This is a genomic window from Pantoea sp. JK (assembly GCF_026130245.1).
GTDB lineage: Bacteria > Pseudomonadota > Gammaproteobacteria > Enterobacterales > Enterobacteriaceae > Pantoea > Pantoea trifolii.
On sequence record NZ_JAINFN010000006.1, the window covers coordinates 251,924 to 272,607 of the forward strand.

At 57.9% G+C, this 20,684-nt stretch carries 18 protein-coding genes; 8 read left to right on the forward strand and 10 right to left on the reverse strand.

Features of this window, described 5'->3' with window-relative positions:
- The first annotated feature begins 40 nt into the window (after nucleotides 1–40).
- A complete protein-coding gene (murA, locus tag PanJK_RS15210; protein ID WP_008104349.1) occupies nucleotides 41–1,300 on the forward strand; it encodes a UDP-N-acetylglucosamine 1-carboxyvinyltransferase in 1,260 nt (419 codons plus the stop codon).
- 68 nt (nucleotides 1,301–1,368) lie between these two features.
- Here the strand turns inward: murA and PanJK_RS15215 are convergent, their stop codons facing one another.
- Both PanJK_RS15215 and ispB read right to left on the reverse strand, forming a co-directional pair.
- Nucleotides 1,369–1,650 (reverse strand): helix-turn-helix domain-containing protein, encoded by a 282-nt coding sequence (locus PanJK_RS15215; RefSeq protein ID WP_008104347.1) that lies wholly within the window; start codon nucleotides 1,648–1,650, stop codon nucleotides 1,369–1,371.
- Nucleotides 1,651–1,883: 233 nt separating this feature from the next.
- Complete coding sequence (gene ispB, locus PanJK_RS15220) at nucleotides 1,884–2,855, reverse strand: octaprenyl diphosphate synthase (protein ID WP_008104346.1); 972 nt, start codon at nucleotides 2,853–2,855, stop codon at nucleotides 1,884–1,886.
- 253 nt (nucleotides 2,856–3,108) lie between these two features.
- Here ispB and rplU point away from each other — a divergent pair, with 253 nt between their 5' ends.
- The 3 genes from rplU (at nucleotide 3,109) to cgtA (ending at nucleotide 5,118) form a co-directional block, all read left to right on the forward strand.
- Nucleotides 3,109–3,420, forward strand: coding sequence for a 50S ribosomal protein L21 (gene rplU / locus PanJK_RS15225; RefSeq protein ID WP_007886644.1), 312 nt, complete (start codon nucleotides 3,109–3,111; stop codon nucleotides 3,418–3,420).
- A gap of 15 nt (nucleotides 3,421–3,435) precedes the next feature.
- Nucleotides 3,436–3,693 carry a 50S ribosomal protein L27 gene (rpmA, locus tag PanJK_RS15230; protein ID WP_007886647.1) on the forward strand — a complete coding sequence of 86 codons (258 nt, stop codon included), beginning with the start codon at nucleotides 3,436–3,438 and terminating at the stop codon, nucleotides 3,691–3,693.
- A 249-nt stretch (nucleotides 3,694–3,942) separates the two neighbouring features.
- Nucleotides 3,943–5,118 carry an Obg family GTPase CgtA gene (gene cgtA, locus PanJK_RS15235; protein WP_008104343.1) on the forward strand — a complete coding sequence of 392 codons (1,176 nt, stop codon included), beginning with the start codon at nucleotides 3,943–3,945 and terminating at the stop codon, nucleotides 5,116–5,118.
- 40 nt (nucleotides 5,119–5,158) lie between these two features.
- On the opposite strand, the gene PanJK_RS15240 is transcribed toward cgtA, so the two are convergent.
- From PanJK_RS15240 to PanJK_RS15260, 5 genes are read right to left on the reverse strand one after another with little or no spacing between them, the layout of a single operon-like run.
- Nucleotides 5,159–5,575, reverse strand: coding sequence for a hotdog fold thioesterase (locus tag PanJK_RS15240; protein ID WP_265300832.1), 417 nt, complete (start codon nucleotides 5,573–5,575; stop codon nucleotides 5,159–5,161).
- 3 nt (nucleotides 5,576–5,578) lie between these two features.
- On the reverse strand, nucleotides 5,579–6,337 hold the full coding sequence (gene dhbA, locus PanJK_RS15245) for a 2,3-dihydro-2,3-dihydroxybenzoate dehydrogenase (RefSeq protein ID WP_265300833.1): 759 nt from the start codon (nucleotides 6,335–6,337) through the stop codon (nucleotides 5,579–5,581).
- On the reverse strand, nucleotides 6,334–7,188 hold the full coding sequence (locus tag PanJK_RS15250; RefSeq protein ID WP_265300834.1) for an isochorismatase family protein: 855 nt from the start codon (nucleotides 7,186–7,188) through the stop codon (nucleotides 6,334–6,336). Before PanJK_RS15250 ends, dhbA begins: the two co-directional genes overlap by 4 nt.
- Before the next feature lie 18 nt (nucleotides 7,189–7,206).
- Nucleotides 7,207–8,823: a (2,3-dihydroxybenzoyl)adenylate synthase gene (locus PanJK_RS15255; protein WP_256698269.1), complete on the reverse strand. Its 1,617-nt coding sequence runs from the start codon at nucleotides 8,821–8,823 to the stop codon at nucleotides 7,207–7,209.
- Between the two features lie 10 nt (nucleotides 8,824–8,833).
- Nucleotides 8,834–10,015, reverse strand: coding sequence for an isochorismate synthase (locus PanJK_RS15260; RefSeq protein WP_265300835.1), 1,182 nt, complete (start codon nucleotides 10,013–10,015; stop codon nucleotides 8,834–8,836).
- Nucleotides 10,016–10,191: 176 nt separating this feature from the next.
- Between PanJK_RS15260 and fepB the strand changes: the two genes are divergently transcribed.
- Nucleotides 10,192–11,157, forward strand: a complete 966-nt coding sequence (fepB, locus tag PanJK_RS15265) for a Fe2+-enterobactin ABC transporter substrate-binding protein (RefSeq protein ID WP_265300837.1) — start codon at nucleotides 10,192–10,194, stop codon at nucleotides 11,155–11,157.
- Here the strand turns inward: fepB and entS are convergent.
- Nucleotides 11,152–12,402, reverse strand: coding sequence for an enterobactin transporter EntS (gene entS / locus PanJK_RS15270; RefSeq protein ID WP_265300840.1), 1,251 nt, complete (start codon nucleotides 12,400–12,402; stop codon nucleotides 11,152–11,154). The two genes, fepB and entS, sit on opposite strands and share 6 nt — an antisense overlap.
- 141 nt (nucleotides 12,403–12,543) lie before the next feature.
- On the opposite strand from entS, the gene fepD reads away from it, so the two are divergent.
- From fepD to PanJK_RS15285, 3 genes are read left to right on the forward strand one after another with little or no spacing between them, the layout of a single operon-like run.
- Nucleotides 12,544–13,533, forward strand: coding sequence for a Fe(3+)-siderophore ABC transporter permease (fepD, locus tag PanJK_RS15275; protein ID WP_265300842.1), 990 nt, complete (start codon nucleotides 12,544–12,546; stop codon nucleotides 13,531–13,533).
- Nucleotides 13,530–14,513 carry an iron-enterobactin ABC transporter permease gene (fepG, locus tag PanJK_RS15280; protein WP_265300844.1) on the forward strand — a complete coding sequence of 328 codons (984 nt, stop codon included), beginning with the start codon at nucleotides 13,530–13,532 and terminating at the stop codon, nucleotides 14,511–14,513. The genes fepD and fepG overlap by 4 nt, the downstream gene beginning before the upstream one ends.
- Nucleotides 14,510–15,310, forward strand: a complete 801-nt coding sequence (locus tag PanJK_RS15285; RefSeq protein ID WP_265300846.1) for an ATP-binding cassette domain-containing protein — start codon at nucleotides 14,510–14,512, stop codon at nucleotides 15,308–15,310. Before fepG ends, PanJK_RS15285 begins: the two co-directional genes overlap by 4 nt.
- 144 nt (nucleotides 15,311–15,454) lie before the next feature.
- Here the strand turns inward: PanJK_RS15285 and PanJK_RS15290 are convergent, their stop codons facing one another.
- Nucleotides 15,455–19,363 (reverse strand): enterobactin synthase subunit F, encoded by a 3,909-nt coding sequence (locus PanJK_RS15290; protein WP_265300848.1) that lies wholly within the window; start codon nucleotides 19,361–19,363, stop codon nucleotides 15,455–15,457.
- Entirely contained in the window at nucleotides 19,348–20,577 is a 1,230-nt protein-coding gene (gene fes / locus PanJK_RS15295) for an enterochelin esterase (protein ID WP_265300850.1), read from the reverse strand. The genes PanJK_RS15290 and fes overlap by 16 nt, the downstream gene beginning before the upstream one ends.
- Nucleotides 20,578–20,684: the final 107 nt, after the last annotated feature.

Here is a 20,684-nt window from a genome sequence, read left to right on the forward strand (position 1 = left end):
CACCGGTTGTTTTATTGATAGATAATTGAGAGCCGTGTTAATGGACAAATTTCGTGTGCAAGGCCCCACTCGTTTAAGTGGTGAAGTGACCATTTCCGGGGCGAAGAATGCTGCGTTGCCGATTCTGTTTGCTGCGCTGCTGGCTGAAGAGCCGGTAGAGATTCAGAACGTACCGAAGCTGCGTGATATCGATACCACCATGAAGCTGCTGAATCTGCTGGGTGCGCGCGTTGAGCGCAATGGTTCGGTCCACGTTGATGCTCGCGAAGTTAATGTTTTCAGTGCGCCATACGATTTAGTGAAAACCATGCGTGCTTCGATCTGGGCGCTGGGTCCGCTGGTGGCGCGTTTTGGTCAGGGCCAGGTTTCACTGCCGGGCGGTTGCGCCATCGGTGCGCGTCCGGTTGATCTGCACATTACTGGTCTGGAACAGCTGGGTGCGGAAATTAAGCTGGAAGAAGGCTACGTTAAAGCTTCGGTGAATGGCCGCCTGAAAGGCGCGCACATCGTGATGGATAAAGTGTCTGTTGGCGCTACCGTCACCATCATGAGCGCGGCGACGCTGGCTACCGGCATCACCATTATTGAGAATGCCGCGCGTGAGCCGGAGATTGTCGATACGGCAAACTTCCTCAACACGCTGGGCGCGAAAATCACGGGTGCGGGCACAGATAAAATCACCATCGAAGGTGTTGAGCGTCTGGGCGGCGGCGTATATCGCGTTCTGCCAGATCGTATCGAAACCGGTACTTTCCTGGTCGCTGCAGCGATTTCACGTGGCAAAGTTGTTTGCCACAACACTAAGCCAGATACGCTGGATGCGGTGTTGTCTAAACTGCGTGAGGCGGGTGCAGAGATCGAAGTGGGCGAAGATTGGATCAGCCTGGATATGCACGGCAAGCGCCCAAAAGCGGTGAATATCCGTACGGCGCCGCATCCAGGCTTCCCAACTGACATGCAGGCGCAGTTCACGCTGCTCAACCTGGTGGCAGAAGGAACCGGTGTGATTACCGAAACCATCTTCGAAAACCGCTTCATGCATATCCCTGAACTGATTCGTATGGGCGCGCATGCGGAAATCGAAAGCAACACCGCGATTTGTCATGGCGTTGAAACCTTGTCGGGTGCGCAGGTGATGGCCACCGATCTGCGTGCATCAGCGAGCCTGGTGCTGGCGGGTTGTATTGCAGAAGGCACCACGCTAGTTGATCGTATCTATCACATCGACCGTGGCTATGAGCACATCGAAGACAAGTTGAAAGCGATGGGTGCAAATATCGAGCGCGTAAGCGGCGAATAATTTTTACCTTTGCGCATTAAAAAACCAGTCACGGTAACGCGGCTGGTTTTTTTTCATCTGCAGTATGGTCAGATCTTTTTACGATCTTTGGGCGATCGTATGCGCTTTTTGCGATCCTTCAGCAGACCGGTAAAAGGATCATAATATCGGCTCGGCCAGATCTCTGCCGGATGCACCTTAATCGCATTGGCAATTAGCCATTCGCCTTTGGGCCAGGGGCGCGACAGCGCATTGGCCAAAGTTGACGAGCTAAGCCCTGATTCCCGTGACAGCGCTGCCAGTGATGTGCCTTTCTTACGTAATGCAGCAATGATATCTGCCGGGTGCCAATCCACTTTCCTTGGGTACATAACTTTCTTCTCCGTGTCCGTGTTATTACTTCATCTCCGCTGAAAAAGCTTTCCCGTCGCAGAGATATCTGGAAAAAACCCGCATTTTTATAGCAAATGTTTCCAGTTAATTTCCAGTAAATGTTTGAACGGCGCACGAAACTGCGTCGCTTTTCGCAAAAGTGATGCAAGCGATGTAAGTAAAGGGGAGAAGAGTGAGAAAGGAAACGGGACCAATTCAGGCCCCGTTAAAATCAGAAGTCGCGTTGTACGGACATGTGCGCCAGCGCTTCAAGTGCGCTGCGCCACGGGCTTTCAGGTAATACTTGCAGTGCTGAGATAGCTTTATCCGCCTCTTCTTCAGCACGTTTACGCGTCCACTCCAGCGAGCCAGTTTGTTGCATCGCTGCCAGCACCGGTTCCAGCAGATGACGACCGTTGCCTTCTTCAATCGCTTTGCGGATCATCTGCGCTTGCTCAGGCGTTCCATTGTGCATCGCGTGCAGCAGCGGCAGCGTCGGTTTGCCTTCGCTCAGGTCGTCACCGGTATTTTTACCCAGTGTTTCGCCATCCGCGCTGTAATCCAGCAAATCATCAATTAACTGGAAAGCGGTACCAAGATAGCGACCATAATCCTGCAGTGCTTTTTCCTGCGCTGGCGACGCATCAGCTAAAATCGCCGATGCTTGCGAAGCTGCTTCGAACAGGCGGGCGGTTTTGCTGTAGATCACCCGCATGTAGCTCTCTTCAGTGATGTCGGGATCGTTGCAGTTCATTAACTGCAGCACTTCCCCTTCAGCGATCACGTTGACCGCTTCCGACATCAGCGCCAGGATCTTTAAGGATCCCATGCTGGTCATCATCTGGAATGAGCGCGTATAGATAAAATCGCCCACCAGCACGCTAGCCGCATTACCAAACGCGGCGTTCGCGGTGGCTTTGCCACGGCGCATATCGGATTCATCCACCACATCATCGTGCAGCAGCGTCGCCGTATGGATAAATTCGATCAGCGCCGCATTGGTGATGTGCAACGATCCCTGATAATTCAGCGCGCGTGCCGACAGCACAGCGATCATCGGACGGATGCGTTTGCCCCCGCCGCTGATAATGTAATAGCCCAACTGGTTAATCAGTGAGACTTCTGAATTCAGCTGCTCGAGGATGGTCTGGTTGACGGCCGCCATGTCCTGCGCGGTTAATTCATTAATCTGTTCTAAGTTCATTCGTCTTTTCAGCTTTACTCGTTTTTTGCATGGTAAGCGCTTTAAACAGCGTGAGTTCAGGTAATCTGTTACTGATTGTACTTGAAAAATCGGGTTGCGAAACGTTTGCATTCGCCTTGCGCTTTTTTTCTGCAAGAGTGTGCAAAGTGCTCTTGTCTTCTGCTGGAGTATTGCGTAGAATTCGCGCCCTATTGTGAATATTTATCGCGCCGCCTGATGAACAAGAAAGGCACGCGCAGAAGCGGAGTTTTATATGTACGCGGTTTTCCAAAGTGGTGGTAAACAACACCGAGTAAGCGAAGGTCAGACCGTTCGCCTGGAAAAGCTGGACATCGCAACCGGTGAAACCATTGAGTTTGACCAGGTTCTGATGATCGCAAATGGCGAAGACGTGAAAATCGGCGCGCCACTGGTTTCAGGCGGTGTGATCAAGGCAGAAGTTGTGGCTCACGGTCGTGGCGAGAAAATTAAAATCGTTAAGTTTCGTCGTCGTAAACACTACCGTAAGCAAGCTGGTCACCGTCAGTGGTTCACAGATGTGAAAATCACTGTGATCGGCGCGTAAGAGGAGATCTGACAAATGGCACATAAGAAGGCTGGTGGCTCGACCCGTAACGGTCGCGACTCCAACGCAAAACGTCTGGGTGTAAAACGTTTCGGTGGCGAATCTGTTCTGGCAGGTAGCATCATCGTTCGTCAGCGTGGCACCAAATTCCACGCAGGTAGCAACGTAGGTTGTGGTCGTGACCACACCCTGTTTGCCACCGCAGACGGCAAAGTAAAATTCGAGATTAAAGGCCCGAACAACCGTAAATATATCAGCATCGTTGCTGAGTAAGGTTGTCGTGCTGCAGACGTCTACCGTCTGAATACACGAATGAAAGGCCCCGCAGCTTTGCGGGGCTTTTTACATTCTGCTACTGAGCTTGCTGGATAACAGTTACGCTTTAGCACAGTTGTTGTACAATTTATGTACTCCTGGCTTTGCCAGTCTTGTATTATCCGCCGTCGGTCAGCGCAGAAGACCCTGGCGGACCCGTTTGCGGCCTGCAAGCTGCCGTGAACGACAGCGTGACGGAGAAATAAAATGAAGTTTGTAGATGAAGCGACGATCCTTGCGGTCGCGGGTGATGGCGGCAACGGTTGCGTAAGCTTCCGCCGTGAAAAATATATTCCAAGAGGCGGCCCGGATGGCGGCGACGGCGGCGACGGCGGCGACGTATATTTGTTGGCGGATGAAAACCTCAACACCCTGATCGATTATCGCTTTGAAAAGTCTTTCCGTGCCGAACGTGGCCAGAATGGCCAAAGCCGTGATTGCACCGGTAAACGTGGTAAAGACATCATCGTTAAAGTGCCGGTCGGTACCCGTGTCATTGACCAAGGTACAGGCGAAACGCTGGGCGACATGACGCGTCATGAGCAGAAGCTGATGGTGGCGAAAGGCGGCTGGCATGGCCTGGGCAACACGCGCTTTAAATCCTCGGTTAACCGTTCCCCGCGTCAAAAAACCATGGGAACACCGGGCGAGAAGCGTGACCTACAACTGGAACTGATGCTGCTGGCTGACGTTGGTATGCTGGGTCTGCCGAATGCCGGTAAATCGACCTTTATTCGCTCGGTATCCGCGGCGAAACCAAAAGTTGCGGATTATCCGTTTACTACGCTGGTGCCAAGCCTTGGCGTCGTGCGTATGGACAACGAAAAGAGTTTTGTTGTCGCTGATATTCCTGGCCTGATTGAAGGCGCAGCGGATGGCGCAGGTTTGGGTATTCGCTTCCTGAAGCACCTTGAGCGCTGCCGCGTGCTGCTGCACCTGATCGATCTTGCCCCTATCGATGAATCTGATCCGGTAGAAAATGCCCGCATCATTCTCGGCGAGTTGGAGAAGTACAGCGATAAACTGTTCCAGAAGCCGCGTTGGTTAGTGTTCAACAAATGTGACCTGCTGAGCCGCGAAGAAGCGGAAAGCCGTGCCAAAGCGGTAGTGGAAGCATTAGGCTGGGAAGAAAAATATTACCTAATCTCTGCGGCTAGCCATGATGGCGTGAAAGATCTTTGCTGGGATGTGATGAGCTTTATCATCGAAAATCCAAAAGAAGCTGAAGAAGAAGCTAAAGAGCCAGAGAAAGTGGCCTTCATGTGGGATGATTATCACCGTGAAGCCATGGAAACGGCGCAGGAAGTGGAAGAAGACGACGATTGGGATGACGACTGGGACGAAGAAGACGACGAAGGCGTCGAAATCATTTACCAGCGTTAATCGCACAAAAAAGCGGCCAGAAGGCCGCTTTTTTTATCTCTTAACCCAGCACCGCCACCGTCAATCTTGAGGTGCAGCACAGCTGATCGCGGACGTTACGAATCTCAATCTGCCAGCTTTGATTACGCGCACCAAGGTGTAGCGGGCGGCAAATGCCGTACACTTCACCGCTGCTCACCGCGCGATGGTGGCTGGCGCTCACCTCAATGCCCACCACGCTTTTGCCGTCTTCGATGCTGAGATACCCGGCGATCGATCCCAACGACTCCGCCAGCACCACCGAAGCACCGCCGTGCAGCAGGCCAAACGGCTGCTGCGTGCGGGCATCCACCGGCATGGTGGCTTCGAGGTAATCTTCACCGATGGTGGTAAACACAATTCCAAGGTGTGCCACCAGCGAGTTCTCACCCATCTTATTCAGCGTTTCAACATCGACCGATCGTTTCCAGATTGCCATCACTTAGGATCCCAGCGTTGCGCCACCGTCGACCACAATATCCTGCAGTACCACGTGGCTGGCAAGATCCGAGGCGAGGAACATCACGTTAGCAACGATCTCCTGCGGTTGAGCGATCTTACGCAGCGGGATCCCCAGCTTGTACTGATCCGGGAAACCATTAATCATCTCCTGCTCGGCTTCTGGCGTATGCCACAGGCTGCGTTGCATATCGGTATCGGTGGAACCTGGCGAGACGATATTGCAGCGTACGCCGAACGGCGCCATTTCCAAACCCACGGTCAGACACAAGCTGCGCAGTGCGGCCTTGGACGCGCCATAAGCGGACATCCCAAGACGTGGCGCATGTGCCGCATTGGACGCGATGGTGACAATCGCGCCCGCACGCTGCTGGCGAAACACCGGCAAGGTTTGCTGGAACATGTTGAACGCGCCGCCGGCATTCACCGCCAGACACGCTTGCCAATCTTCAAACGCCAGTTCATCGGTGCTGCCAATACGCAGGATGCCGGCACCGTTCACCAGCACATCCAGACGTGGCTGGTCCGCCAGCAAACGCTGACAAACCGCTTTCACCTCGGCGGCGTTCGCTACATCCAATACCTGCGTGTTGAACGGATAGTCGGCTTGATCGAAACGCAGATCGAAGCCGATAACCTGCGCACCTGCCTGATGGAAGCTTAGCGCGGTGTGATAACCAATCCCTTTGCCCGCGCCGGTCACCCAGACAATCTTTCCGCTAAAGTCGAACGTCGCACTCATTTAGTCGGCACCCTTGATAACAGCGCCCACCAGCCATCGATGGTCGGATTTTTTGCCAGACTGACGAAGTCGATATCGCTGTGCACCTGACGCCAGCGCGCCGCCAGCGCCATCACGCGTACCGAATCCAGACCGTAATCGATTAGGTTCTCGTCATCTTCCGGCACATCGTCATCTTCCAGCAGCGGCAGAATCAGCGCACGCAGATCGTCTTTGCTCAACGGCAGCGGCATCAGATCGGCGGTCATCACCACTTTACCGCTGCGACCCGCAGTGTAAGTCAGCGCCATCATGTGCTCTTCACGCGTGAAGTCAGCCAGCGCATCCGCCACCATAAACGGCTGGATGTTACGCATAAAGGCGTCAGTCGCGGTGGTCAGGCAGCCGATATGTGCGTACACGCCGGTGATGATCAGCTGATCGCGGCCCATCTCCTGAAGGATCGATTCCAGCGGTGATCTTACGAAGGCGCTGTAACGCCATTTGGTCAGAACCTGGTCGTCCTGATCCGGTGCCAGCGCATCAACGATCTTCTGTTGATCGGGATGTTTGTTCAGGCCCGGTCCCCACATGTCATTAAGCAACGCGCGATCGGCATCGCTCTGCTCGTTCGGCTGGGCGGTGTAGAACACCGGAATGCCCTGCGCTTTGCAGTAAGCACGCAGGCGAGCGATGTTTTCCACCACCTGATTAACCAGCGGGCTGTTTTCGCCCCAGAAATTGAGGAAATAAGCCTGCATATCATGAATCAGCAGCGCGGCGCGCTGAGGTTCCACCGCCCACTTCACTTTATTGGTTGGCAGTTCAGTCGCTGCAGGCAGCGCGTAAGCGTTCAGTTTTGGAATAGCCATTACAATCTCCGGAACAGGTCAGGCTTGCGCTTGTTGATCGGCAAGCTGTTGGCGTAAACGTTTTTTATCCACCTTGCCAACAGGCGTCAGCGGCAGGGCATCTACGCAGGTAATACGGTCAGGTAATTTGAACTCGGCCACGCCCAGTTCGCGCAGGTGACGACGCAGCGCCACTGCTTTAATCGGTTGGCTGGCGACAATAAAGGCGCAGCTCTTTTCACCCATCAGTTCGTCGTTCATTGACACCAGCGCGGCGTGGATCACATCCGGATGGCGCTGCAGCAGGTTTTCGATCTCTTCTGCGGCGATCTTCTCGCCACCGCGATTGATCTGATCCTTTTCGCGCCCTTGCACGGTGATGTAGCCCTGAGCGTCGATCTCAATCAGATCGCCCGAACAGTAATACCCGTTGGCGTCGAAGCTGGCGGCGTTATGTTCCGGGCTCTTGTAGTAGCCTCGGAAGGTGTAAGGGCCGCGCGTCATCAGGCGGCCGATGGTGCCGGTTGGCAACGCGTTGCCATGTTCATCGGCGACCCACACTTCATCATCTTCAGAGATCGGGCGGCCTTGCGTGGTGAGAATGATGTTCTCATCGTCGCCAAAGCGGGTGTAGTTCACCAGACCTTCAGCCATGCCGAACACCTGCTGCAGCTGACAGCCAATTTCACGCTGAATACGTGCCGCCAGGGTTTCGCCCAGTTTGGCACCGCCCACCTGAATACGCTGCAGCGAGGCCAGCTGTGTATTGCTGCCCCATTCCTGAATCGCCTGTAACCACAAGCTCACCGCCGGCGGCACCAAACCGGTATCGGTGACCTGATGCTTCTCGATCAGCGGGAAGCAGAGCGTGGCGCTGGGATCGGCGGCCAGAATTACCTGACCACCGGCATAAAATACGCCGAGCGAGCCCGGTGAGCTCATCGCGAAGTTATGCGGTGCGGGCAGGGCGATGAGATAGCGCGTATCGGCGGTCACCTGACAGATCTCATCACTGGCGCGAATGCTGTAGTAATAGTCGTTGTGGGTGCGCGGAATCAGCTTCGGCGTGCCGGTACTGCCGCCAGAGAGCTGGAAAAATGCCACTTCATCGGCGGCGGTTGGCGTGGCGACGAAATCTCCCGCAGCTTCCGCCATCAAGGATTCCAGCGTGTTTTCCGGCTGGTTGTCATTGCGCAGAATCACCTGCTGCAGAGAAGGCTGCGCATCGCATAGCGTGCTGATAAAGCTATCGTCAGCAAACAGCGCGTGAGTGCGATCGGCAATCAGCAGCTTAGGTTCGATCTGCGCCGCATAGGCGCTCAGCTCGGTACGCTGATGGCTGAACAGCGCAAATACCGACGCCACGCCGAGCTTAAACAGCGCAAATACCGTGACATAAAAATCAGCCACGTTGCCAAGCTGCACCAGCGCCGTATCGCCGTTTTGGAGGCCACGACGCTGCAGCGCGGCGGCCAGATTGCTGCTCAGCACATCCATTTCGCGATAGCTGATCTGACGATCGCCATCAATCACCGCGATGGCATCATTGTGCTGATGACGCACCAGAATGTCGGTCATCGGCACATCCAGCCAGTAACCTTTTTCACGGTAGCGCGCAGCCAGATCGTCCGGCCAGCGAGTATAGGGAATGCTCATGCTCTTTCCTTTATTGCAGTCCAAAGGCGCGCAACATGGTGTCTAGCTTCACGCCGGTTTCACGCCACTCTGATTCGGGTTGGGAGTCGGCGACAATGCCCGCGCCAGCAAACAGGCGCACGCGCGTACCCTGCACGGTGCCGCAGCGGATGGTGACCACCCATTCGCCATTGCCTTGGCTATCGCACCAGCCGACGATGCCGCCAAACAGCTGGCGATCAAAAGGTTCCAGCTGCTGAATCAGCTGCTGCGCGCGCTGATGTGGGAAGCCGCTCAACGCTGGCGTGGGATGCAACAGGCAAGCCAGCGACAGCGCATTTTCGCGCTCATCCTGCACTTCACCGTCGATTTGCGTGGCGAGATGCCACAGCGTGGCGGTGGTGATCAGCGATGGAATGGTTGGCACCGACAGCAAACGGCTGCGCGGCTGCAGGGTGTCGCGCATCGCATCGGTCACCAGTTTGTGTTCATGACGATCTTTGCCGGAGTCCATCAGCGTATCGCCCGCAGCACGATCCTGTTGAGCATCCTCATGATTACGCCGCGCCGAGCCCGCCAGCGGACAAGAGCTAAAATCGCGCCCCTGTTTGCGCAGCATCAGCTCCGGACTGGCGCCAATCAGCGCACCGCCTTGCGGCAGCGGCAGATGGAAATGGTAGCTGTTGGGGTTCTGCGCAATCACGCGCTGCATCAGTGCGGCGGTATCAACCGGCTGTTCGGTGACGATATCCATCAACCGCGACAGCACCACTTTATCCAGATCGCCGCGCTGCGTGGCCGCCACCGCATCGGCCACCATGGTAGTAAATACGTCGTGGTCCGGTATCGCTGCGCGGCGACGCACCTGCGGCAGATCGCTGACGTTTTGCGGCAGCGCGTTTTGCAGGTCGGCGCGGTTAAACGTCTGATAGGTTTCAGGAATAAACAGCGCAGCCGGCTGGCTGACGTCAAACGGGATCGCGCCGACCAGAATCGGATTGTCGATGCCCTGTTTTTTTGCCGCCGCAAAATGCTGACGCAGCTGTTGTTGGAAATCACCGTCCAGCGACGCGGCATCTGCTACCGGCGCGGTAATGGTGGTATAGCATCCTTGCGTTGCCAAACTACGCCACGGCGAGGTAAAGAGGAAACCACGGCTTAGCGCGGAATAATCCTTCAGCCAGGCATTTTCAAACGTGGAAGATTCCACCATAATTTTCACCTATAAATGATAAGATTATTAAGAATGATTATCATTTTTATTATGGGCCTGTAACCTACGTCGATTGGGCAAAGGTGTCAATCCATTCGCGGGATTTCAGCTGCGTTTAAACGTAATCAGGCGCTGACGCTAAGCAGGGCAATATGCTAAAAAATGGACCAAAACTTATGAATAAATGCGGTTTTTGGGGCATTGCAGCCCTTATATGTGTTTTCCAGATTTTCACCAGCATCGCCAACGCTGAACAAGGTTGGCCGCGCACCGTGCAGGGTGCCAACGGATCGATCACCCTCAACCACGCGCCGCAGCGCATTGTCTCGACCAGCGTCACGCTGACCGGCTCGCTGCTGGCCATTGATGCACCGGTCATCGCGTCCGGCGCAACCGCACCAAACAGTCGTCTTGCCGACGATCAGGGTTTCTTCCGTCAGTGGAGCGATGTTGCCAAAAAGCAGCATCTGCAACGTCTGTACATCGGTGAACCTAATGCCGAAGCGGTTGCTGCGCAAGCGCCGGATCTGATCATCGTCAGCGCTACCGGCAACGATTCTGCCATTAAACTCGCCGAACAGTTCTCGGCTATTGCACCGACGCTGGTGGTCAATTACGACGACAAAAGCTGGCAGGATGTTGTGACGCTGTTAGGCCAGGCTTCAGGTCACGAAGCGCAGGCGGCGCAGCGCATTAAAGCTTTCGACGATCGCGAAGCGGCACTGAAAAAAGCCATCACGCTGCCACCGCAACCGGTTTCCGCCATGGTGTGGAACGGCGGCGGACGCGCGGTCAATCTGTGGACCGCAGCCTCGGCGCAGGGCAAGCTGCTGGAACAACTTGGCTTCACCCTGGCAACGCCACCGGCGACGGTTGAGCAGGGACACAGCATGGGGCAGCGCAAAGATATCATTCAGCTGTCGGGCGAAAGCGTTGCCAGCGGCTTGAACGGTAAAACCTTCCTGCTGTTTGCCGCTGACGATAAAACCACGCAATCGGTGCTGAGCAATCCATTCCTCGCGCAAAACGCTGCCGTGCAGAACAAACAGGTGTACGAGCTGGGCGTCGATTCGTTCCGTCTCGATTACTACAGCGCCAGTAATCTGCTGGCGCGTCTGGAAAAGCTGTTCGTTAAATCATGATGCCTGTTCCGCCAGCTCCGGTGCTGGCGGGTGGTAACGACGTAAACGGCCCATCACCAACCACATCGCTATGCCCAGTAGCGCCGCCGCAAAGCCAAACACGGCGGCGGCCTGCGGTGGCAGCAGCCATGAACCCATTGCGCCAATCACCGCCGCACCAATCGCATCGCCGGTCACGTTCTGCGCGGTCCACAAGCCGTTGATACGGCCTAACAGATGATCCGGCGTTAATGCCTGAATCATCGCGTACTGCACCAGACTGTTGATGGCGCTGAAGTAGCCGAAGGCGACTAAACAGGCTAATGCCAGCGGCAGATTCGGCATCAGGCTAAACAAACCCAGCGCGATAAACGCCGCAATCGCGCTGCCGAGCACCAGCTGTCCGGGACGCGCGGCGTGTTTCAGTCTACCGCTGGTGAATGCGCCGATAGCCGCACCAAGCGGCACGGCAGCGTACATCAGGCCAAGCTGGTCCGCGCTTACTGACCAATGCGGCGCGAGGGATGGATAGAGCACGCGCACCGCGCTGGCCAGCGTCACTAATGCGCCAATCAGCGCCACCATGCCGACAATCGGGCTGGCGAAAAGAAACTGCACGCCAGCGGCGAGGGATTTCAGCGGATGTTCACGCGGTTGCGGCGGAGGCGGCAAGGTCGGCAACTTCAGCAGCGTTAACACGGTAAGCAAAGTGCCGAAGGCGGCGAGGGCGTAGTTCCAGGTTATGCCGCCATGCGCAATCACCAGACCGGCAATCGCTGGCGATAAAATCGAGCCGAAGCGCACCGTCAACATGGTGATGGCGCCCGCCTGCATAATGTTTTCCCTGCCGACCAGCGCGGGCGTCGCCGCCAGCAGCGCGGTCACGCCAATCGCGCCGAAAAAGCCATCCCAGAAACCGAGCAGATAAACCGCGATCAAAGAGGGTTCTGGCAGCGCGGCGTTGGTGGCCAGCGCGATAAAACCTAAGCCGCAGGTGGATCGGGCAAACAGAATCAGCTTTTTGCGTTCATGGCGATCCGCCAATACGCCGCCGGTGAGCAGGCCGATAAACATGCCCGCAGCGGCCAGCGTCACCGCCAATCCCACCAGCAGCGGTGAATTTGTCATGTGCTGAATCTGCACCGGCACCGCCACGGCGAGCATGCCGAGTGCGACAATCGAGATAAAACGCGCGATAAACACCGCGCGAAAAGCCGGATGGGTTTTCAGCAGCGAGAGATCGATAAAGTGGGAAGATTTGTTCATGTGTTCGCCTTATTGCACCAATTTTCCTCATCGTCCGCGAGGCGAGTCATGGTAACATAGCTAAACGCGAGTAATAACGATAACCATTATCAAGTTACATCGCGCATGCGACGACGTTGAACAGTGAAGGTTTAGAACGCTATGCGCCAGATTCGTGCATTAGCAGGCTCAGGGATTCTGCTCTTGCTCCTCATCGCGCTCAGCTTAATGCTGGGGGCAAAATCGATACCGCTTCCCGATGTTTATCATTCGCTTACCACCTCCTGTAACAGCGCGGAGTGCGTCATTGTGCGTGACGCGCGCCTGCCGCGTACGCTGACCGGTTTGCTGGCGGGCGTGGCGCTGGGTCTCGCCGGTGCGTTAATGCAGAGCCTGACGCGCAATCCGCTGGCCGATCCCGGCATCCTTGGCGTTAACGCCGGAGCCGGTTTCGCGGTGGTGATTGGCATTGCGCTGTTCGGTGCGGACTCGCCGGTGGATTGGCTCGGCTTCGCCTTTGGCGGCGCGCTGCTGGCTTCAGTGCTGGTGGCGATGACCGGCGCGATTGGCGGCGGGCGCGTCAATCCGGTGCGTCTGACGCTGGCGGGCGTGGCGCTGGGCGCGGTGCTGGATGGATTAACTTCTGGCCTGTCGCTGCTTAATCCTGACATCTACGATCATCTGCGCTTCTGGCACAGCGGCTCGCTGGATATTCGCAACTTCTCCACGCTACGCACGCTGTTCCCGGCGGTGCTGATCGGCAGCGTGGTGGCCATTGCGCTGTCGCAGGCGCTGAACAGTTTGAGTATGGGCGGCGACATGGCGACCGCGCTCGGTACGCGGGTGGCGCGCACCCAACTGCTTGGCCTGCTGGCGATTGCGCTGCTGTGCGGCGCAGCCACGGCGGCGGTAGGCCCAATTGCGTTTGTTGGTTTGATGACACCGCACTTTGCTCGCTGGCTGGTGGGCAACGATCACCGCTGGATGCTGCCCGCTACCGCGCTGATCACGCCGATTCTGCTGCTTGCCGCCGATATCCTTGGCCGCCTGCTGGTGGCGGGCGAGCTGCGGGTTTCCATCGTTACGGCGATGCTCGGTGCGCCGATGCTGATTGTGCTGGTGCGCCGTAAATTGGGCCGGGGTGCACTATGACGCGTCGTCTCTGGCTTCATACGCTTTGGCTGCTGTGCGCCTGCGCTCTGCTGGCTTATCTGGCGATGACGCGCGGCGCATTGCAGATCAGCGGTGAACAGATCGGACAAATTCTGCTTGGGCAGGGCGCCAGTAACGTCAAACTGATCGTGCTGGAGTGGCGTTTGCCGCGCGTGCTGATGGCGCTGTTGATTGGTGCCGCGTTAGGCATCAGCGGCGCAATTTTCCAGTCGCTGCTGCGTAATCCGCTCGGCAGCCCGGACATTCTCGGTTTCAACACCGGCGCATACAGCGGCGTGCTGGTGGCGCTGGTACTGTTCAATCAAAGCGTCACGGCGATGACCGGCGCAGCGTTAATTGGCGGCATTGCCACGGCGGCGCTGGTCTATCTGTTTGCCTGGCGCAACGGCGTGGAAACCTTCCGCCTGATTATCGTCGGCATCAGCGTGCGAGCGCTGCTGATGGCGTTGAATTCATGGCTGATTATCAGCGCCTCGCTGGAGTCGGCGTTGAGTGCGGGCTTGTGGAGCGCCGGATCGCTTAACGGCATTACCTGGGCGAAAACGCCGCCGGTGATTGCGGTGCTGCTGCTGGCGTTACTGCTGATGGCGCTGCTGGCGCGGCGGATGCGTTTGCTGGAGATGGGCGATGATACCGCCTGCGCGCTCGGCGTGCCGGTGGAGCGCAGCCGCCTGTGGCTGATGCTGATTGGCGTGGTGCTCACGGCGGCGTCTACCGCGCTGGTCGGGCCGATTTCGTTTGTCGCGCTACTGGCGCCGCAGATTGCCCGTCGTCTCGGCGGCGGTGTCAAAGGTGCGTTGCCGCTGGCGGCACTGTGCGGCGCGCTGCTGCTGATAGCCGCAGACTTCGCCGCCCAGCATCTGTTCCTGCCTTATCAATTACCGGTTGGCGTGATTACCGTCATTCTCGGTGGACTTTATCTGATTGCTTTACTGGTGCGGGAGGCGCGACGCCAATGACCGAGATCCCTTCACGTCTGCGCGGCGATGACCTGACGCTGGGCTACGACAAAAAGGTGGTGGCAGAGAATCTGTCGGTGGCGATTCCGCAAGGTGAGCTGACGGTGATTATCGGCCCCAACGCCTGCGGCAAATCGACGCTGCTGCGTACGCTGAGTCGTCTGCATACACCGCTGCAAGGTGAGGTGTTGCTGGATGGCGCGGCCATTGCCAGCTATCCCACCAAAGAGGTGGCGCGGCGTCTGGGCCTGCTGCCGCAAAGTTCCAACGCGCCGGCGGGCATTAGCGTCACCGAGCTGGTGGCGCGCGGACGCTATCCGCATCAGGCGCTGTTTGGGCGCTGGCGTGCGGAAGATGAAGCAGCGGTGCAGAACGCGATGCGCGCCACCGGCGTGGCTGATTTGGCGCAGCAGTCGGTGGATACGTTATCGGGCGGTCAGCGCCAGCGCGTGTGGATTGCCATGGTTTTGGCGCAGGAAACGCCGCTGCTGCTGCTGGATGAACCGACGACCTGGCTGGATATCACCCATCAAATTGAGCTGCTGGAATTGATGCAGGATCTTAATCAACAGCATGGTCGTACGCTGGTGGTGGTGCTGCACGATCTTAATCATGCCTGCCGCTATGCCACGCATTTGATAGCGATGCGTTACGGCAAGATCGTTGCCGAAGGGAAGCCGTCGGAGATCGTGACGCCCGCGTTGATCGAGCAGGTGTATGGCTTGCGCTGCGTGATTGTGGAAGACCCGGTGGCGCATACGCCGATGATTGTGCCGCTGGGGCGCGGGAGTAGTTAAAGACAGTGCGCGCTGGCCCTCATCCCAACCTTCTCCCGCAAGCGGGAGAAGGAGCAGATTAGTTCCCTCTCCCGCAAGCGGGAGAAGGAGCAGATTAGTTCCCTCTCCCGCTTGCGGGAGAGGGCTAGGGTGAGGGAAAGAGCGCTATTGCAACAACCGCTGCAACAACGGCCCAATCTGCTCAAACATCTGCGGTGAAATGATCTCCACGTGGGCGCAATCCATCGGCCACACTTCCAGTTCACCGACATACGGCGCCCAGGCGCGGCGCGCATCTTGTCCTGGCTGCTGCGTCTGTTCGGCGAGGAACAGCGTGGCGCGCCCGTTGAAACGCGCGCTGCGTGCCGTTGCCAGCAGGCGCACCGAACTGGCGTAGTTGGCTTCGATGGTATCGAACATTGCACGCATCTCTTCACCGGCCTGATGGCGCTGCGCGGCGATAAACTGCTCGCGCTCGCGATTGACCTCTTCAAGTACCGCCGGATCCAGCACGTTCTCGCCGCGTTTCTCATCCCAGTTTTGCGTTTCTGGCGGCCAGGTATCCAGCAGGCCAAGGAACGCCACTTCTTCACCTGCCGCTTCCAGCCGTGCGGCGATGCCTTGCGCCAGGGTTCCGCCCAGCGAATAGCCGAGGAAATAGTAAGGTCCGTGCGGCTGCAGCTCGCGCAGGGTTTGCAGATGGGCGTCGCACACCTCATCCAGCTGCGCACTTTGGTTCAGCGGACTGTTGATATCCGGCGACTGAATGCCGACCAGCGACCAACGCTTTTCGAGATAACGTTGCAGGATGCTGAACTGCCAGGCAAAACCCGACGCCGGATGGAAGCAGAACAGCGTCGGTCCGTTGCTCTGACGCAGCGGCAGCACCGCTTCGAAACCGGCTTGCTGGTGTGATTGCGTATCACTGAGCAGCGTTGCCAGTTTCTCCACCGTCGAGGCCACCATGATTTGCCCCACCGAAACCGGCTGTTGCAGTTCACGGCGCAGCTGCGCCGCTAAGCGCATCGCCAGCAGCGAATGGCCGCCGAGGGCGAAAAAGTCATCCTGCGCGCTGATTTGCTCGCGTGCCAGCAACTGACAGAAAGCATTGGCTAAGGTGGTTTCCAGCCCGGCGTGCGGGGCGCGACCTGCGCTGACGCCAGCGGATTGCGGCAACGGCAGCGCTTTGCGATCCAGTTTGCCGTTGTTGCTGAGCGGGAAGGCATCGAGCTGCACAATCGCCACCGGCATCATATGCGCAGGCAGGCGTTGCGCCAGCGCCTGACGCAGCGCGTCGCTATCAACCGGCTGCTCTGCAATCACGTAAGCGACCAGCTGACGCGCATCACCTTGCGCCGCCGAACCGCCGAGTACCACCGCGTGCGTGACCGCCTGTTCAATGCCGGGCTGCGCGCTGAGCACATGATCGATTTCATTCAGTTCGATGCGCTGACCGCGAATCTTCAGCTGATCGTCGCTGCGGCCGAGATATTCCACCGCGCCGTTATCCAGCCAGCGCGCCACGTCGCCGGTGAGATACATGCGCTCGCCAGGCATGAAAGGATCGGCGATAAAGCGGCTGGCGGTGAGATCGGGACGGCCAAGATAGCCATGCGCCAGTTGCACGCCGGTCAGATAAAGATCGCCCGCCACGCCCGGCGGCACCGGCTGCATGCGGGCATCGAGGATGCGCAGGCCGGTATTCCACACCGGGAATCCAATCGGCACGCTGGCGCCTTCGACGGCGGCCAGGGTATCACCAAACGCCGGATACCAGCTGACATCCACCGCCGCTTCGGTTGGGCCATACAGATTGTGCAGCGGCACGCGCGTCAGTTTTTCCCATTCGCGTGATAAATCCGTCGGCAGCGCTTCACCGCTGCAGAACACGTTGCGCAGACTGGCGCAGCAGGCAATCGCCGGTTGATCATCCAGCGCCGCGACAAAGGCCGCCAGCATTGAGGGGACGAAATGCGTGGTGGTAACTTTGTAACGGGCAAACAGCTGCTGCAGCGCTTCCGGATCGCGATGGGCTTCTGGCGGTGCCATCACCAACTGCGCACCGACCAGCAGCGGCCAGAAGAATTCCCACACTGAGACGTCGAAGCTGCTCGGGGTTTTCTGCAGCACCACATCATCGGCTTGCAGCGGATAGCGATCCTGCATCCACAACAGGCGATTGACGATGGCTTCATGTCCCACCAGCACGCCTTTAGGGCGACCGGTCGAACCTGAAGTGTAAATGATGTAGGCGCCATCCTGCGGCGTCGGTGCGCTGGCCGGCTGCGGCGCATGCGGGTTGTTATACAGCACATCAAAATGCAGCTGATTGACCGATGCGATGGCGCTGAAGCGCGCGCTGAGCGCCGCGCAGGTGATCAGCGTTTTCGGCGCGGCGTCTTCCAGCATCAGCTGCAAACGGTCATCCGGGTATCCGGTATCGAGCGGCAAATAGGCGGCCCCAAGCGAAACAATCGCCTGCAGCGCCAGCGAGAGTTGCACCGAACGCGGCAGCGCCACGGCGACAATATCGCCACGCTGCACGCCGGCGGCGCTGAGATCGGCGGCCAGCGCAAACACCTGCTGCTGCATTTCGCGATAGCTAAGCTGATGTTGCGCATCGGCCAGCGCCGGTGCATCGGGCGTACGCGCCGCCTGTTGCGCTAACAGTGACGCCAGCGTTTCTGCCGGCAGCGGATAGGCGGTTTGGTTGATCGCGGCAATCTGCGCATGCTCTTCGGCGGTGAGCAGATCGAGTTCGCCGCACGGCCGCTGCGGCTGTTGCGCCAGCTGATTGAGCAGCAGAGCAAAGCGGCTGGCGTGACGCTGTAAAGTGGGTTCGCTGTAGCGTTCGGCATTCGCCAATAGCTCCAGCGTCAGCTCACCGTGCTCGCTGATATAGATGGCAATCTCCAGATCGCGCACCGGCCCGGACGCCAGTTGATGCGTGATGCCTTCCACGCCAGCGAAATCGAGTTGGTAATCAAACATCTTCAGATTGATCACCGGACCGTAAAGCGGATCGCCATCGCCGAGCCGACCGAGATCGCGCTGCACCTGCTCAGCGTCATAGCGCTGATGACGACGCATCTTTTTCACTTCACCCGCTAGCTGGGCGGCGAGCGCGCTGAGTGGCTGCGTTGGATCGTAATGTACCGCCATCGGCAATACGTTGATCACCGGACCGGTGGCGCACAAGGCGGCCGAGCCGATACGGCGCATAAAAATAAAACCGGCGGCAAAGTCGTTTTGCCCGCTAAGACGCGCCAGCCACAGCGCCACCAGCGCAAAGGCGAGATCGGCGGCGCTGGCGTGCGGATGCTGCTGCACCAGCGTCTGGAAGGTGCTGCGATCCAGCGTAACGCTGTGGCGCAGCAGATCGGTGCTTGCGTGTTGTCCGGCGAGCGGCAGCGGCGAGAGCGAAGCCGGTGAAGGCAGCGCCGCGCCTTTTTCGCGCCAGAACTGGCTGTCACGCGTAAAAGAGGAGGATTCGCGATAGCGCTGATACTCTTCCACTACTTCGCTAAACGGAATAAACGGCGTCGGTTCAGCGGCTTGCTGCTGAACGGCTGCGGTATAAAGGTTGGCGATGCGGCGCGTCAGCGCGGTAAAGCTGAAGCCATCCACCACCAAATGGTGATAGCGCTGATACCAGAACCAATGCTGATCGTCGAGACGGAACAGGCGGTGATGCCACAGTTTTGCGCCGCTTAATACGCGCAGATCGCCATTCATGTCGTCACGCATCAGCGCACGCGCTGTGGCGGGCGCATCGGCCTCAGCACGCAAATCGACAATCTGCGGCAGGCTAAAGGCGTGTGGCTGCGGCCACTGCAACGCTTCGCCTTCCACCTCACCAAATGCCATGTTCAGCGTGTCGGCTTCCTGCATACCCGCGACGATCGACTGGGCCAACAAGGCGCTATCAATCTCACCGCGCAGTTCGACAAAGTGCGCCACCGCGTAAGCGTTGTGGTGCGGTGACAGCTGATCGGCAATCCAGATGCCAGGCTGTGCCGCGACTAACGGCAAGGTTTTTTGGTCGGTTTGCGTATTCATCAGAGATTCGGACATGGATGCTCCGGTTTACTCCACAGCGCTTGCAAGCCATTCAGCAGGCCGCCGCGCCAACAGAGCGCGTCATGGCCGCCTTCCACCGGCTGGTAATTTACCTGATAGCCGGCAGCGCTAAGCTGCTGTTGGAGTTGTTGATTAGCTTGCAGAATCAAGCCTTCGCGTTTGCCCGCTTCGAGCCAAAAACGCAGCGGTTGGCGCGGCGCGAGACCGCTATCCAGCGCCTGCAGCAGCCAGCCGTGTGGATTGCCGCGTTCCGGCCACCAGAAGGATCCGGACAAGCTGAGCGCGTTGCCGAAAGTTTCCGGCCAGTGCAGCGCGGCAAACACCGACGCCAGGCCACCAAAGCTTTGTCCGGCGACGATGGTGCTGTCCGCCTGCTGGCGATAGGGCGTTGATTGTGCGATTTGCGGTAACAGTTCTTGCTGAATGGCTTGCCAAAACTGCGCGTTGCACGGCAGCTCGCGGCTGCGGTGTTCGCTGTCGATGATGTCGATAAACAGATATACCGCCGGCGGCAAAGAACCGGCATCGGTAAGCTGCTGCAGCGGCCAGGCAATTGGCATGCTGTGCGCCCAGAATTGCCCGTCGAGTAAGATGGCCAGCGGACGCTGCGCGGGGTTGGCCTCGCCGGTGGTGTGAATCCACACCTTGCGGCTGTTGCCCAAGAGCGCGCTATCCCATTGCTGTTGTTGCAGTTCAATGGCTGGCGCTGTGCCGTGATCCACCGCTTGCCACAGCTGTTGATTGGGTGCTTGCGGCAGATGCAGCGGCGATACGCCCATGCCGCGACCACCGGACCAGCCACGTAAGCGATTCAACGGATCGGCCTGCGCCGTCGGGAATTTGTCGCGCCACCAGTTGCGCAGTGTGGACATCTCGGCAACGCCGGTGAAGTCGGTGGCCTGATCATCGGGCATCAAACAGTAACTGCCGCGCCAGTTGGCGGGCAACGAAGTCTGCCAATACCAAACATTGGTGCCCGCCACGCGCATTAACGACTGCGGCGGGCGGCGCTGGTGGTGATCGGTCACGCCGGTAATGTTGATCCACACGCGCTGGGTCGACGATTGCGTTTCATCGCCTTGCGGGTCACGCCAGAAGAAGGTGACCTGACATTGGCCATCGTCTGCTAACTCAATGCGGGGAATGCCTTGGGATTGTTGCGCCTGCCACCAGGCTTCACTGCCGGTTACATCATTTCGCCAGGTCATAGGGCTGCCAGTCGGTGTTTACGCGGAGATTTACATAAGCTTGATGAATAATACTATTGATAATAATTTGCATTTGCAATAGGGTGACTGCGCTCAAAAATGAGCAC